This is a genomic window from Citrobacter sp. Ct235 (assembly GCF_030332305.1).
Taxonomy (GTDB): Bacteria; Pseudomonadota; Gammaproteobacteria; order Enterobacterales; family Enterobacteriaceae; genus Citrobacter_A; species Citrobacter_A telavivensis.
Genome location: NZ_JAOWIC010000049.1, coordinates 758,474 through 771,972 on the forward strand (window position 1 = coordinate 758,474; position 13,499 = coordinate 771,972).

The 13,499-nt window shown below is 52.4% G+C and carries 12 protein-coding genes; 5 read left to right on the top strand and 7 right to left on the bottom strand.

Going from position 1 to position 13,499, the window contains the following annotated elements; all coding sequences use genetic code 11:
* Window positions 1-135: 135 nt before the first annotated feature.
* Window positions 136-1,545, bottom strand: coding sequence for an aminotransferase-like domain-containing protein (locus OGY35_RS20675; RefSeq protein WP_152404585.1), 1,410 nt, complete (start codon window positions 1,543-1,545; stop codon window positions 136-138).
* A gap of 170 nt (window positions 1,546-1,715) precedes the next feature.
* Here OGY35_RS20675 and OGY35_RS20680 point away from each other — a divergent pair, with 170 nt between their 5' ends.
* From OGY35_RS20680 to OGY35_RS20690, 3 genes are read left to right on the top strand one after another with little or no spacing between them, the layout of a single operon-like run.
* Window positions 1,716-3,119 (top strand): cytochrome ubiquinol oxidase subunit I, encoded by a 1,404-nt coding sequence (locus tag OGY35_RS20680; protein WP_178825646.1) that lies wholly within the window; start codon window positions 1,716-1,718, stop codon window positions 3,117-3,119.
* Window positions 3,119-4,129: a cytochrome d ubiquinol oxidase subunit II gene (gene cydB / locus OGY35_RS20685; RefSeq protein ID WP_286633314.1), complete on the top strand. Its 1,011-nt coding sequence runs from the start codon at window positions 3,119-3,121 to the stop codon at window positions 4,127-4,129. Before OGY35_RS20680 ends, cydB begins: the two co-directional genes overlap by 1 nt.
* Complete coding sequence (locus tag OGY35_RS20690) at window positions 4,129-4,257, top strand: DUF2474 domain-containing protein (RefSeq protein ID WP_152404578.1); 129 nt, start codon at window positions 4,129-4,131, stop codon at window positions 4,255-4,257. Before cydB ends, OGY35_RS20690 begins: the two co-directional genes overlap by 1 nt.
* 82 nt (window positions 4,258-4,339) lie before the next feature.
* Here the strand turns inward: OGY35_RS20690 and OGY35_RS20695 are convergent, their stop codons facing one another.
* From OGY35_RS20695 to OGY35_RS20710, 4 genes are all read right to left on the bottom strand, one after another.
* Window positions 4,340-5,254, bottom strand: coding sequence for an HNH endonuclease (locus OGY35_RS20695; RefSeq protein WP_286633315.1), 915 nt, complete (start codon window positions 5,252-5,254; stop codon window positions 4,340-4,342).
* Window positions 5,254-6,936, bottom strand: coding sequence for an AAA family ATPase (locus OGY35_RS20700; protein WP_286633316.1), 1,683 nt, complete (start codon window positions 6,934-6,936; stop codon window positions 5,254-5,256). Before OGY35_RS20700 ends, OGY35_RS20695 begins: the two co-directional genes overlap by 1 nt.
* 92 nt (window positions 6,937-7,028) lie before the next feature.
* Complete coding sequence (locus OGY35_RS20705; protein WP_286633317.1) at window positions 7,029-8,987, bottom strand: peptidase U32 family protein; 1,959 nt, start codon at window positions 8,985-8,987, stop codon at window positions 7,029-7,031.
* Window positions 8,988-9,064: 77 nt separating this feature from the next.
* Complete coding sequence (locus OGY35_RS20710) at window positions 9,065-9,601, bottom strand: helix-turn-helix domain-containing protein (RefSeq protein WP_286633318.1); 537 nt, start codon at window positions 9,599-9,601, stop codon at window positions 9,065-9,067.
* A gap of 91 nt (window positions 9,602-9,692) precedes the next feature.
* Here OGY35_RS20710 and OGY35_RS20715 point away from each other — a divergent pair, with 91 nt between their 5' ends.
* Window positions 9,693-10,859, top strand: coding sequence for a benzoate/H(+) symporter BenE family transporter (locus OGY35_RS20715; protein ID WP_286633319.1), 1,167 nt, complete (start codon window positions 9,693-9,695; stop codon window positions 10,857-10,859).
* Here OGY35_RS20715 and OGY35_RS20720 read toward each other — a convergent pair.
* Entirely contained in the window at window positions 10,842-11,711 is an 870-nt protein-coding gene (locus OGY35_RS20720) for a helix-turn-helix domain-containing protein (RefSeq protein ID WP_152406329.1), read from the bottom strand. The genes OGY35_RS20715 and OGY35_RS20720 overlap by 18 nt on opposite strands.
* Window positions 11,712-11,883: 172 nt before the next feature.
* On the opposite strand from OGY35_RS20720, the gene OGY35_RS20725 reads away from it, so the two are divergent.
* Window positions 11,884-12,777: a DMT family transporter gene (locus OGY35_RS20725; protein ID WP_286633718.1), complete on the top strand. Its 894-nt coding sequence runs from the start codon at window positions 11,884-11,886 to the stop codon at window positions 12,775-12,777.
* 33 nt (window positions 12,778-12,810) lie between these two features.
* Here the strand turns inward: OGY35_RS20725 and OGY35_RS20730 are convergent, their stop codons facing one another.
* On the bottom strand, window positions 12,811-13,479 hold the full coding sequence (locus OGY35_RS20730; protein WP_178823476.1) for a DUF3313 domain-containing protein: 669 nt from the start codon (window positions 13,477-13,479) through the stop codon (window positions 12,811-12,813).
* Window positions 13,480-13,499: the final 20 nt, after the last annotated feature.

The window sequence follows — 13,499 nt, forward strand, 5'->3', positions numbered from 1 at the left end:
TTAGCTGACGAGGTGGAAAAACAAACGCTATTGATATTTCCTATGATGATCGGCGGGAAATAAAGTCGTACGGTTCTTGCTGATATTTTATAAATAAGAACGCGCCATTCTTTTATATTGAATAGCGCGCGTGTTTTATTTCATCTGAGCGCGAATGAGTTGCCCCAGTTGTTTCACCGCGTCTTCTTCGCGCTCTCCCCAATTCCATGCGGTATTGAAGCGGAAAAAGCGCTTCCAGGTGTCTGAGGTCGAGAACATTTTCCCCGGCGCGATGCTGATATGATGGGCCAGCGCCTGTGTGGTCAGCTCACCCGCGTCCAGCGATTCCGGCAGTTCAAGCCAGAGAAAATAGCCGCTGTTGTTATGATGTATTTTTACTTCCGCCGGAAGATGACGCAGCAGCGTTTGCCAGGCCTGCTGTTTGCGCTCCGCCAGTTGACGACGCAGGCGGCGAAGATGGGCGTCATACCGGCGCGTAGAGAGATAATCGACCAGTGCCAGCTGCATCGGCGAACTGGTGGAGAGCGTGCTCATCAGTTGTAATCGCTGGATCTGACGGGCATGTTTGCCGGCAGCTACCCAACCGATGCGAAAACCCGGCACCAGACATTTGGAAAACGACGAGCAGTGCAGCACTTTATCGCCCCGATCCCACGCTTTGGCGGGCAGCGGTTTCTCCCGACCAAAGTAGAGTTCGCTGTAGACATCATCTTCAATCAACATCACATTATGGCGATCGAGTATCTCAACCAGACGCGCCTTTTTCTCCGGGCTGAGAGTCACGCCGAGCGGGTTCTGGCTGTTGGTCATGAGCCAGCAGGCTTTGACCGGGTACTCCTGCAGTGCCAGCTCCAGCGCCGCGAGGTCGATCCCCTCCTTCACGTCTGTAGCCACCGACAACGCTTTAAGCCGCAGCCGCTCCAGCGCCTGCAACGCGCCATAGAAACAGGGGTTTTCGACAATCACCCAGTCGCCCGGTTCTGTCACCGCCTGCAGGCTCAGGTTAAGCGCCTCCAGCGCTCCGGCGGTAATGACTATCTCATCGGGCGAGACGGTAATACCCTGTAGGGCATAACGGCGGGCAATGGCGTGACGCAGCTCTGCGTTCCCCGGCGGCAGGTTTTCAATCACGCTCATCGCGGTTGCGGTCCTGCTCACCTGCGCCAGAGAACGGTTCAGTTGCTGTAGGGGGAATAAACGCGGATCGGGAAAGGCCGAGGCAAACGGCATCACCGACGCATCCCGACTGGCCTGTAGCATCTCGAAGATATAGGTGTTGATATCTACCGCTTCGTCGCACATCACCTGGACCGGTTGCACCTCGGGCTGGCTAACCGGACGTGGCGCGACATAATAACCGGACTGGGGACGCGCAATAATCCGTCCCTGACTTTCCAGCAGCTGATAGGCATGTCCGACGGTCATAAAACTCATCCCACTACTGACCACCTGCTCACGCAGTGACGGTAAACGGTCGCCAGGTTGCCAGACGCCAGAGGCAATCTGCTCGCAGAGTTGTTCAGCCAGACGCTGGTACTTTTTCATCGTTATTATCTCGCGGGTCAAAACATGTGGACCCGCACAGTGTATATCAGTGAGTAAAATACTCAACGCTCTGGTAACTGTTATGGTTTTAAAAGCCCTTACTGTTTCTGATACTGAAATCATCAAAGACTTAAAATTGCGCTGAATCAATTTTTAGCGCGGAGCTCTGCATGTTCGGTCTTGATGCGTTTCATCTGGCAAGGATCCAGTTCGCCTTTACGGTTTCCTTCCACATTATTTTTCCGGCGATCACCATTGGTCTTGCCAGCTACCTTGCGGTGCTGGAAGGTCTCTGGCTGAAAAGCAAAAATCCCGTCTGGCGCTCGCTCTACCAGTTCTGGTCGAAAATTTTCGCCGTTAACTTTGGTATGGGCGTGGTATCCGGTCTGGTGATGGCCTACCAGTTTGGCACCAACTGGAGCGGATTTTCCGAGTTCGCCGGCAGTATCACCGGGCCATTGCTCACCTACGAGGTGCTCACGGCGTTCTTCCTTGAGGCCGGATTCCTCGGCGTGATGCTGTTTGGCTGGAACAAGGTTGGCCCTGGATTACATTTTTTCTCCACCTGCATGGTGGCACTGGGTACGATTATCTCCACCTTCTGGATCCTTGCATCCAACAGCTGGATGCAGACGCCACAGGGCTATGAGATAGTCAACGGCCAGGTCGTGCCGGTGGACTGGTTCGCCGTCATTTTCAACCCGTCGTTCCCCTACCGCTTGCTCCACATGTCGGTGGCGGCGTTTCTCAGCAGCGCATTGTTTGTCGGGGCCTCAGCGGCCTGGCATTTGCTGCGCGGAAACACGACTCCTGCTATCCGCGCCATGTTTTCGATGGCGCTGTGGATGACGCTGATTGTCGCACCGCTTCAGGCGCTCATTGGCGACATGCACGGCCTGAATACCCTCAAACATCAGCCCGCCAAAATCGCCGCCATTGAGGGCCACTGGGAAAATCCGCCGGGGGAACCCACCCCGCTGCTGCTCGTCGGCTGGCCGGATATGGAACAAGAACGTACCCGCTATGGGCTGGCGATCCCGGCGCTGGGCAGCCTGATCCTGACCCACAGTCTGGATAAACAGGTCCCGGCGCTGAAGGAGTTTGCGAAAGAGGATCGCCCCAACGCCACGATGGTGTTCTGGTCGTTTCGCATCATGGCGGGTCTGGGGATGTTAATGATCCTGCTCGGTGTTTGTGCCCTGTGGTTACGCTACCGACAGCGTCTTTATACCTCACGACCGTTCCTGCGCTTTGCTTTATGGATGGGACCGTCAGGGTTGATTGCCATTCTGGCGGGTTGGGTCACAACGGAGGTCGGTCGTCAGCCGTGGGTGGTTTACGGGCTGCAACGTACTGCTGATGCGGTCTCCGCACATGGCGATCTACACATGAGTCTTTCTCTGCTGGCGTTCTTTGTCGTCTACAGCTCAGTCTTTGGCGTGGGTTATAGCTACATGATCCGCCTCATCCGCAAGGGGCCACAGGAGACGATTGCTCCGACGCCACCCACCGGCACGCCAGCCCGGCCGCTGTCTGCCGCCGTCCTCGACTCTCAACATGAGGCACACCGCTAATGGGTATTGATTTATCGGTAATCTGGTTCGTCATCATCGTCTTCGCCACGCTGATGTACATCGTGATGGATGGATTCGACCTGGGTATTGGCATTTTGTTTCCCGTTATCCGCGATGCTGACGATCGCGACGTGATGGTTAACAGCGTCGCCCCGGTCTGGGATGGTAATGAAACCTGGCTGGTCCTCGGGGGTGCCGGGCTGTTCGGCGCGTTTCCGCTGGCCTATGCGGTGATTATTGACGCGCTCACGATCCCGCTGACCCTGATGCTCATCGGATTGATTTTTCGCGGCGTCGCCTTTGAATTTCGCTTCAAAGCCACGCCAGCCCATCGTCCGTTCTGGGATAAAGCGTTTCTCTGCGGTTCGATGCTGGCGACGTTCACCCAGGGCGTGGTGGTGGGTGCGGTGATTAACGGTTTTGCCGTCACCGGTCGCCGTTTCAGCGGTGGCCCGTTTGACTGGTTCACCCCTTTCACCCTGTTCTGTGGCGTTGGTCTGGTCGTCGCTTATGCGTTGCTGGGTGCCACCTGGCTGGTGATGAAAAGCGAGAACCCCTTGCAGGATAAGATGCGTACCGTCGCGAAAAAACTCTTGCTGGCGATGCTGCTGGTCATCGCGCTCATCAGCCTGTGGACGCCACTGGCGCACCCGGCGATCGCTGAACGCTGGTTTACGCTGCCGAATCTGTGGTTCCTGCTGCCGGTTCCGCTGCTGGTTGCGGTGATTGGCTTCTGGTTATGGCGAACGCTTAACCAGCAAGACTGCCACGCGCTGCCCTTTGTGTTGACCCTTGGTCTGGTTTTCCTCGGTTTCAGCGGGTTGGGGATCAGCATCTGGCCGTACATCATTCCACCTTCCATTACGATCTGGCAGGCTGCTGCGCCCGCGCAGAGTCAGGGCTTTATGTTGGTCGGCGCGTTACTGATCATTCCCATTATTCTGGTTTACACCTTCTGGAGTTACTACGTATTCCGTGGCAAAGTTCAACATGGCGAGGGGTATCACTGATGCAACAATCTGTCTGGAACCGCCTGATGTGGCTGGTGATTTTGTGGGGCGGCAGCGTGCTGGCGCTGGCTGCCGTGGGCATGTTCTTTCGCCTCATCATGACGGCGGCAGGATTTAAATCGCATTAAGTTTATGATACGTCGGGAGGGCGCTTTCCCTCCCGATTAACACCATAAATAATTGCATTCGGTGCTTCAGAGAATAAGTGTTCTACTCAATAGATTCATATTGAATATGAACAACCGGAGGAGCTTTAGCCACTAAAGGTCTCCTGAATGCGTCAATATGCTGAATGATTGCTTTCTGGTTGATTGCTGTATAAAAAGCCTCTTCCCAGTTATTCGAAAGATAATATTCTTCTTGTGTTTCAGGAAGATGGCACTCGATGATTTTGGCAACGCTGGCCCTTCTCTTCTTTGCTTTCCGTATCGTTCTGCGAAGGAGTGCTTCACAATATTCTTTGATACGCTTCGTCACTCTCAATGTTTTGATATGCAAACGAACACGTGGCATCTCTGCGTCACTGATATTACTGAATTTATAATTTACATCAAAGATCACTTCACTCTCATTCAGACTAGCTGAAATAACGAAACCAATATTTGAAAGTAACGGACTGTAAAAAGGATGGATAAACATCGCAATACCATCATCAACACTGTAATATTTCTGCCCCTTGATCGGCACACAGTCTATACACTGGGGCACAAGGTTATCCGGATAAATGGCAAATTCGGGCCAGTCCTCTTTGGGAAGAAAATGGTCTATCGTTGAGGGTGTGACGGGCTTGCCACAATAGGGACAAGAATCGAGTTCATGCTTTGTCCGGCGAAATGAGAGAAGTTCGCCAAGATGGGCGGGCGAATTTTCATAATGATCAATCAAAATTTTCTTTATCGACCAGGCTGCTTTAATCTTACCATCATCAGCAGGAAGAGCGGAAAGGTATTCACTGGCAGGAGGTGTATCGCTGCAATTAATAATAAACTCATCATAAGATGCGTATTTGAGCCAAAGGTTCTCTTCTTCTGCTGCCAGTCGCGACCGGTCCGCTCTTTTGCTTTTGAGGGCATCCTTCAGCCACGTACGGTCGTTGGTTTTTCTCATTTCAGGAAGATAGAGCATTATTTATCCTCCAGCCTGATAAAAACATCAGGTGAATCATCCATAAGATCGGCAAGATAAATTAGCGCATCATCACCGACTTTATCTTTCATCTTTCTCAGCAAATCCTGTTCGGATGTGGCATTATCGGCCTGATGTTTTTCAAAAATATCTTTAATGGTACTTTGATAAGGTTTTACTGTTTTATAATCATCAAAAAGCTCCCCGATTATTTCATCCAGCGACTCACCCAGGGTTTCAATCTCTGGATGCGTCATCATGACATTGTGCAAACTCCCCCGGAGCACATGGACGTAATCACGTTTTACTTCACGCGCAATAATGGCTGAATGTGTCGCAATAATTGCATAGGAGTTTTTAAAGGAAAGAATATTTTTTAACATTTCGACAAGAGCCACTTCAAGCGTCGGGTGAAGATATAACTCTGGCTCATCGATGATAAGTAAGCTTTTTTCCGCGATACCGGAAATGATGCCCGGGATCATATATGAAAATATTTTTTGCCCGGAACTTAATTTTACAACCTGGCCATCTTTTATAAACTTAATGCCCTTATCCTGGGCGATTTTTTCTAAAAATGAATTGCCTTTAGGGGTAACGTCATCTAAATGCAGAATCTCTCCTTCAATAGATTCGAAAGCCACATCATCGAAGTCGATAGCTATTTGCAATGTTGTGATCAATAGGCCAATCCGGCTTAGATCCTCCCACCACTCATCATGGTCAAGATTAATCACCTCAACGAAATAGCGGCAAACATTTCGGGCTGGCCCATCTTTGTCAAAACCACCTTTATTATCTTTGAAACCGATATATTCGTATTCGTTCACATCCATCTGGACATTTGTACGATCATCAGTTTTATCAGAGTAATACTTGCTTATTAATTTCTGTTCCACATCATTGTTGGTATCATATTCTTCAAACGGAGAGAATGCGACTACCAGTAATTTATTAAAATAAGGTGTATTATCATTATCCTGTATACCTGAAACAATTTCAGATATCTGTTTAAGTAAAAAGGTTTTCCCTAATCCGTTCTTACCTACTATCAGATTAATGTGCTGAGGTTCAATATCATCAACAACTTCCTTTGAGAAATTAAACGCCACCTTATCCATGCCTTCAGGGGGATTAGAAATAGTGAAATCGATAGTCTCATCGGCGATATTTTTACCTAGTGCAATCTGTTTTCCCGTATTCAGAATGGCATCAATGCTGGTACTGTCGCGAAACAAAGCTCCCTGATACCCCTCCCATGAAAGATGTTTGTGATGCAGGCTTCTGTTGTAGCTGGCATCACATATTCCTGACAGAAATGATCGAACATCTTTTCGAGAAAACGTTTTATTTAATGCCTTATAAAATGATATTTTTTCTGGCAGAGAAACAACTTTGTCCTTGTCCAGCAATTCAGTCACATCGTAGATGTCACCCGCTGGCAGCATCTTGCCTTCGCGCAAAAAATAATCCGCAGTATGGCTTTCACCATTAACAAGAATTCTGGCGTATCCAAGCTCGTGTTCCTGGCCTTTGTTGTCTTTCACGACCACATTAAAAAGCATGACATGGCCAAAATCATCCCATGGTTTAGGTTTTGATTTGACTAAGTTATCCTGCCGCAAGTACACGCCAGTGTCAGTGTGTGTGATTATTCTTTTAATCGATAAGAAAAAACGCATAAGCAACCGTCCGTGACACTATAGGAAAATTCTCGATATCCATAAAATAATGCCACCATACGGAAAGAGCCAGTCATTTCTGGCTCTTTCAATCACTTACGCTTTGGCAGCGTTTTCATCAGCTCTTCCGGGCTGACGGAAGCCACCACGCTGCCGGGCAGCGGCATCTTCAGAATATGATTTTTGATTTTACCGATCACATGCATTTCGCACGGGCGGCAGTCAAATTTCAGCGTTAACACCTCATCGCCGTTAACCAGTTGCATCGGCGTCGCCTTCCAGCTTTTGATATTGCCCTTCGCCTGTTTCGGGCACAGATTAAAGGCAAAACGCAGACAGTGTTTGGTGATCATCACCGGCACATCACCCTTTTCTTCATGAGCTTCATATGCCGCATCAATCAACTGCACGCCATAGCGATGGTAAAACTCGCGCGCTTTATGGTTATAAACGTTGGCCAAAAAACTCAGGTGCGTTTGCGGGTAAACCGGCGCAGGTTCAGACACCGGTTTGCGAACGCCGCGTTGATAGCCCGCCAGGCGCGCGGCATCCAGTAGCTCCACCGCTTCCCGGCGAAACGCATTAAGCTGGCTGTTCGGCACAAACAGCGCCCCCGGCAGGTTCACCGCGATATCGCGGGCGTAATAGAGAGTCTGCCCCAGTTTCGCCAGTCCATCCTTCAGACCGTTCAGCGCTTTTTCCGCGTTGTTGGCCTCATCAAACTGTCCGTCCAGCGTATGGGTGATGCTGACGCCCTCTTCGCTGGTCAGCGTCAGGATCAGCTGTTCCTGCCAGCCGCCCAGTTCAATATCCACGGCAACCCGACGCTCGCTTGAGGTTTTGGTTAACGCCTGCTGCCAGTTATGGTCAAGATTGCGATTCAGCGGATGGGGCGGACGCAGTTTATGCAGTTCGGCGGGCATCTCGTTCGGCCAGACGCGATAGCGATGATGTCCGGTTTTTTCGACGGTATTGGCGCGAAAGCCGACAACATCGCGTTTGATCAGGACGTTAAGACCGTCGCCGTTTGCCAGCGGTTCGCTGACTTCAACGTCGAGGTGATCTTTTGCCACTTTCAGCACGTCACCCACCGGCAGACCGATAAACTTCGGCGAATCAAAGGCGCCAATATCCCCTTTACGCGCATTCACAAAGTAGTCGGTGCTGCCGCGATGGAATGTTTTATCCGTTGATGGCGTGAAGAAATGTTCCGTACGCCCGGCAGAAGCCCGCGCCAGGTCGTCGCGATCCTCAATAATGGCATCCAGCATCTGGCGATAGTGCGCGGTGATGTTCTTTACATAGCTCATGTCTTTGTAACGCCCTTCAATCTTGAAGGAGCGCACGCCAGCGTCAATCAGCGCGCCCAGGTTGGCGGTCTGATCGTTATCTTTCATCGACAGCAGGTGTTTCTCATACGACACCACCCGTCCTTGATCGTCTTTCAGGGTGTACGGCAAACGGCACGCCTGCGAGCAGTCGCCACGGTTGGCGCTGCGCCCCGTTTGCGCATGCGAGATATAGCACTGTCCCGAATACGCCACGCACAGCGCGCCGTGGACAAAGAATTCTATTGTAGCGTCGGTCGCCTGATGAATAGCCTGAATCTGTTCAAGGCTCAGTTCGCGCGCCAGGACTATCTGCGTAAAACCCACGTCAGAGAGGAATTTGGCTTTCTCCACGCTGCGAATATCGCACTGGGTGCTGGCATGCAGTTCGATGGGCGGGATGTCGAGTTCCAGAATGCCCATGTCCTGTACGATCAGCGCATCAACGCCGGTCTGGTAGAGATCGGTAATGAGCTGCTGCGCGGGGTCCAGTTCATCGTCGTGAAGAATCGTATTCAGCGTGACAAAGATTTTTGCGCCATAGCGATGGGCGAACGGCACCAGTTCGGCGATATCTTTCAGGCTATTGCTGGCATTATGACGCGCCCCAAAGCCAGGACCGCCGATATAAACGGCATCTGCACCATGTAAAATGGCTTCGCGGGCAATGGCGGTATCACGTGCCGGGCTTAACAATTCAAGGCGATGTGGGGACTGGCGCATAGCGTTGTTGTATCCAGTAGCAGCAAAATGGCGGCTATTGTAGTCAGAAGCGCCGCGTTGCGAAATAGTTTTCCCGCTTAACTGCGTGGGTAATGGATAAGCGAATGAAAGTGCACGGTCTGCTCGCTGCTGTTGCGATAGGCATGGGCGCGGTCACCCGCAAAACGAATGCCTTCTCCGGCACGGATCACGCGCCATTGCTGGTCAATGCGCATCTCCAGTGCGCCTGCTATCACGACCACATGTTCAATCACGCCAGCTTCATGCGGTGTGGATTCGCTGAGCGCGCCGGGTGCCAGCAGAATCGAAAAGTGGTCAAAGCGCAGCACCGGATCCCACGGAAATAACGGCGTCACGACCATCGCCTGCTCTTGCGGGTCAAACGTCGGCAGCGGTTCAGTTTCCGGCGGTGAAATAAAAGTGGAGAACGGGACGTTCAGTCCGGTGGCAATCTTCCATAACGTCGCCACTGTGGGACTGGATTCGTTGCGCTCAATTTGCCCGAGCATCGCTTTTGAAACACCGGTCGCTTCAGCCAGGCGCGATAAACTCCACTCCCGCTGCTTGCGTAATGTTTTTAAGGTGTTCGCCAGATAGTGCGTCAGGTTGTCCATTGGTATCCTCCCAAAAGGTCAGCTTACCACTTGTACGTTATAACGCCCAGATGCTAGATTAAACGACCGTTATAACGCACAAGAGGGGCTTATGCGATCATTCTCCCTGCCATTACCCACACTGCTTTCTGGATTTGTCGCCGTACTGGTTGGCTATGCCAGTTCTGCGGCCATCATCTGGCAGGCCGCCGTGGCGGCGGGCGCCAGCACAACGCAAATTGCCGGCTGGATGACCGCCCTTGGCATCGCAATGGGTGTCAGTACGCTGCTCTTGACGCTCTGGTATCGCGCCCCCGTACTGACGGCGTGGTCAACGCCCGGCGCGGCGCTGCTGGTGACCGGACTCCAGGGGCTGACGCTGCCAGAAGCGATTGGTGTGTTTATCATCGCTAACGCGTTAATCGTACTGTGTGGCGTGACGGGATTGTTCGCCCGCCTGATGCAGGTGATCCCCCACTCGCTGGCGGCGGCCATGCTGGCCGGGATTTTGCTTCGCTTTGGCCTGGAGGCATTTGCCCGTCTCGGTGACCAGTTTCTGCTTTGTGGCGGCATGCTGCTGGCGTGGTTAGTGATGAAGAGGATTGCGCCGCGCTACGCGGTCATTGCGGCACTGATTGCCGGTGCGGTCATTGCGCTATTCGAAGGTGACATTGTCACCTCTTCATTCGCCATGACCCCGGTGTTACCCACCTTTATAGCCCCTCAGTTTTCTCTGGCCCACGCTCTGGGCATTGCCGTACCGCTCTTTCTGGTGACGATGGCGTCACAGAATGCGCCCGGCGTGGCAACGATGAAAGCCGCCGGATACGATGTCCCCGTTTCACCTTTGATCATTGTCACTGGATTACTGGCACTGCTGTTTTCTCCTTTTGGCGTCTATTCCATCTGCATTGCCGCCATTACTGCGGCGATTTGCCAGAGTCCGGATGCCCATCCGGACGCCGCTAAACGCTGGTTGGCCGCCGCGGCCGCCGGGATGTTCTATCTGTTAGCCGGTATTTTCGGCAGTTCGATTACCGGCATGATGGCGGCCCTGCCGACGAGTGGCATTCAAATGCTGGCGGGACTGGCGCTGCTGGGGACGATTTCGGGTAGCCTGTACCAGGCGCTGAATCATGAAAACGAGCGTGATGCCGCCGTGGTGACGTTTCTGGTCACCGCCAGTGGGCTGACGCTGTGGGGAGTGGGTTCGGCATTCTGGGGACTGATCGCAGGCGGGATCTGCTACACCGTCTTAAGGTTAGCCCGACGCGCGTAACTGCGTCGGCGTCTTGCCCGTCACCTGCTTAAAGCGGTTGCTGAAGTGGCTCGGCGAACTGAATCCGCAGGCCAGCGCAATCTCCGTTAACGGACGCTGTGAGTGACAGACCAGCTGCTTTGCCACGGCCATCCGGCGCTGCATCACGTACTGATGCGGTGCCATTTTCATCGACTGGCGGAACATTCTGGCGAAATGAAATTCACTCAGCGCGGCTTCATACGCCAGATCGGCTAGCGTCAACGGTTCCGCCAGGTGGGCGTCGATATAGGCCAGCACATTGCGCAACGTCACCGGCGCCAGTCCGCCCGTTACCGTCGGCAATCGCCACTGCACGTTGCTGTAGTGCTGAATAATATGAGTCATCAGAAGTGACGACGCGGCGCTGAGCGTCAGGTGATTCGCGGGTTGATGCCAGTCGTTACCCAGCAAAAACTGTCGGTAGACCGCCGTAATGCCCGGATCGTTACCAAACGTCCGTTCATCCAGCGTAAAGCGGTATGGACTTTTGTCCCAGACCTTTTCCCCCACGTCACGCAAATGCGCGTCGGTGCAGTAGAGATGCACGAACGAGAGGTTGTCACGGATATCCCAGGTGGATTCACTCTCTTTTGGCAACAGGCAAAAGCGGTCCGGCCCACCGCCATTTTTCCAGCCAGAAGCCGTTTTCTGATAACTTTCGTAGCCATCCGCGACATACAGACTGAGCGTGTGATGATCGCAATACTGCGTGATAGTATCGCGCTTGTTTGACCATGCCGCTAACTGGACGCCCGAACGCAGCTCGACCGACTCCTGCAACACGGCATTGTGTTGACTCAATTTTTCAAAGGCATCGTAAGACCGGGTCATACCACCACATAAACGCTGTTGTTCAGGCATTCAGTCTATCGCAGGTCATTGCGGTTACCACCCGCCAGACAGAAAAAAGCGCAAGATTTTGCAAGTATCCCGCAAATCGATGAAAGCGCGTCCCACCTGAGATCGGCGACAGTCAATTATCGGGTAAGAAGAGAGAATAATGATGAACGCACTATTGTATTGTCTGGTCGTGGTTATCTGGGGTACCACATGGATCGCCATTTATTTGCAGCAGGGCCCCGTTGCCGCACCGGTCTCGATTTTCTGGCGCTTTGCGGTGGCGACGGCATTGATGATGGTCATTATGCTGGTGCGCGGAAAGTTGCGTACGCTATCGTTACGTGACCACCTGTTCTGCCTGCTGCAAGGGAGTTGCGTCTTCTGCTTCAACTTCTGGTGTTTTTATACCGCAGCGGCCTGGATCAATACGGGACTGGAGTCAGTTATCTTCTCCATGGCGGTTCTGTTTAACGCGGTGAACAGTTTCTTCTTCTTTGGGCAAAAACCGCCGCTGCGCTTTTATTGCGCCGCCGCGCTGGGACTCACCGGTATCGTCACCCTCTTCTGGCACGATCTGATGAGCAGCGGCTTTAGCGGATCGCTGCTGCTGGGCATTGGTCTTAGCGCGCTGGGGACATTTGGTTTTTCACTGGGAAATATGATAAGCCTCCGCCATCAGAAAAAGGGTCTGGAAGTGATGACCACCAACAGTTGGGCCATGCTGTATGGCACGCTGTTGATTGCGACGATTGCACTTGTGCGTGGAGATAATTTCACCCCGCAGTGGACCTTCAGTTATCTCGGCGCCCTGCTGTATCTGGCCGTTTTCGGATCGGTTATCGCTTTTGGTGCCTACTTTACGCTGGTGGGGAGAATTGGCCCGAGCAATGCCGCCTACAGCACGCTGCTATTTCCGCTGGTTGCGCTGTCATTTTCTACGGTTTACGAAGGCTATAGCTGGCAGGTGAATGCGGTGGCCGGGCTGGTTCTGATTCTGGTGGGAAATCTGGTGATGTTTGCCCGCCCACCGGCACTCTTGCGCCGCCGGACGGCATAAAGAAACGCGCCATCAGACGATGGCGCATCGACATTATTTCCGGTTTATGTCAAACATGGTGGCATCCGTCGCCATGTCATCCACAACCTGTTTCAGGTTCTCAAACGCCATTGGCGTGCTCTGATTACTCAGGTCTTTACCTTCGCCCTGACGAACAACTTTAATCACCGGCTTATTGGTTGCCGCATCGATTAGCTCGCCTTCAAAGTAAAGATGGGTGTCCATGGTACGGTGACCGGTCGCCATTTGTGTACCGGCAACCACCAGCGCCACAGGTACCACTTCATAGAATTGCAGCCCTTCTTTACTGGTATCTACCCCCGTGATCGCACCACGGAAGATCAGGCTACGCGGCCCCGGCGTGGTCACCAGCGGTTTACGTTGACCAACGGCAGTTTTCAGTTTCGTGTTGGTGTAGGTCAACAGCTGATCGAGCACCTTCTGGCCGACCTGAGTGGTCGGTTTTGGTACCGGATAATAGGTTATTGGATTCCAGACAATGTTGTCATATTTGGTTTCGCTATAGCCGGGATCGACCCAACGTAACACCGGATGCCCGGTGGCGGATTTTGTTTCCTTAAGACCAGAGTAGTCTTTTAAAAAACCAGAATATTTATCTGGCTGTGTGACTTTTGATGCACAGCCGGATAAGGCCAGTAAACCAGTAAGCACTGCAACTTTAAATAAAGTATGAGTACGCATGAAACGATCCCTTAGAATAT

Coding starts and splice junctions, on each gene's coding strand:
- OGY35_RS20675 (WP_152404585.1), bottom strand. CDS start 1,545: ATGAAAAAGTACCAGCGTCTGGCTGAACAACTCTGCGAGCAGATTGCC.
- OGY35_RS20680 (WP_178825646.1), top strand. CDS start 1,716: ATGTTCGGTCTTGATGCGTTTCATCTGGCAAGGATCCAGTTCGCCTTT.
- cydB (WP_286633314.1), top strand. CDS start 3,119: ATGGGTATTGATTTATCGGTAATCTGGTTCGTCATCATCGTCTTCGCC.
- OGY35_RS20690 (WP_152404578.1), top strand. CDS start 4,129: ATGCAACAATCTGTCTGGAACCGCCTGATGTGGCTGGTGATTTTGTGG.
- OGY35_RS20695 (WP_286633315.1), bottom strand. CDS start 5,254: ATGCTCTATCTTCCTGAAATGAGAAAAACCAACGACCGTACGTGGCTG.
- OGY35_RS20700 (WP_286633316.1), bottom strand. CDS start 6,936: ATGCGTTTTTTCTTATCGATTAAAAGAATAATCACACACACTGACACT.
- OGY35_RS20705 (WP_286633317.1), bottom strand. CDS start 8,987: ATGCGCCAGTCCCCACATCGCCTTGAATTGTTAAGCCCGGCACGTGAT.
- OGY35_RS20710 (WP_286633318.1), bottom strand. CDS start 9,601: ATGGACAACCTGACGCACTATCTGGCGAACACCTTAAAAACATTACGC.
- OGY35_RS20715 (WP_286633319.1), top strand. CDS start 9,693: ATGCGATCATTCTCCCTGCCATTACCCACACTGCTTTCTGGATTTGTC.
- OGY35_RS20720 (WP_152406329.1), bottom strand. CDS start 11,711: ATGACCCGGTCTTACGATGCCTTTGAAAAATTGAGTCAACACAATGCC.
- OGY35_RS20725 (WP_286633718.1), top strand. CDS start 11,884: ATGAACGCACTATTGTATTGTCTGGTCGTGGTTATCTGGGGTACCACA.
- OGY35_RS20730 (WP_178823476.1), bottom strand. CDS start 13,479: ATGCGTACTCATACTTTATTTAAAGTTGCAGTGCTTACTGGTTTACTG.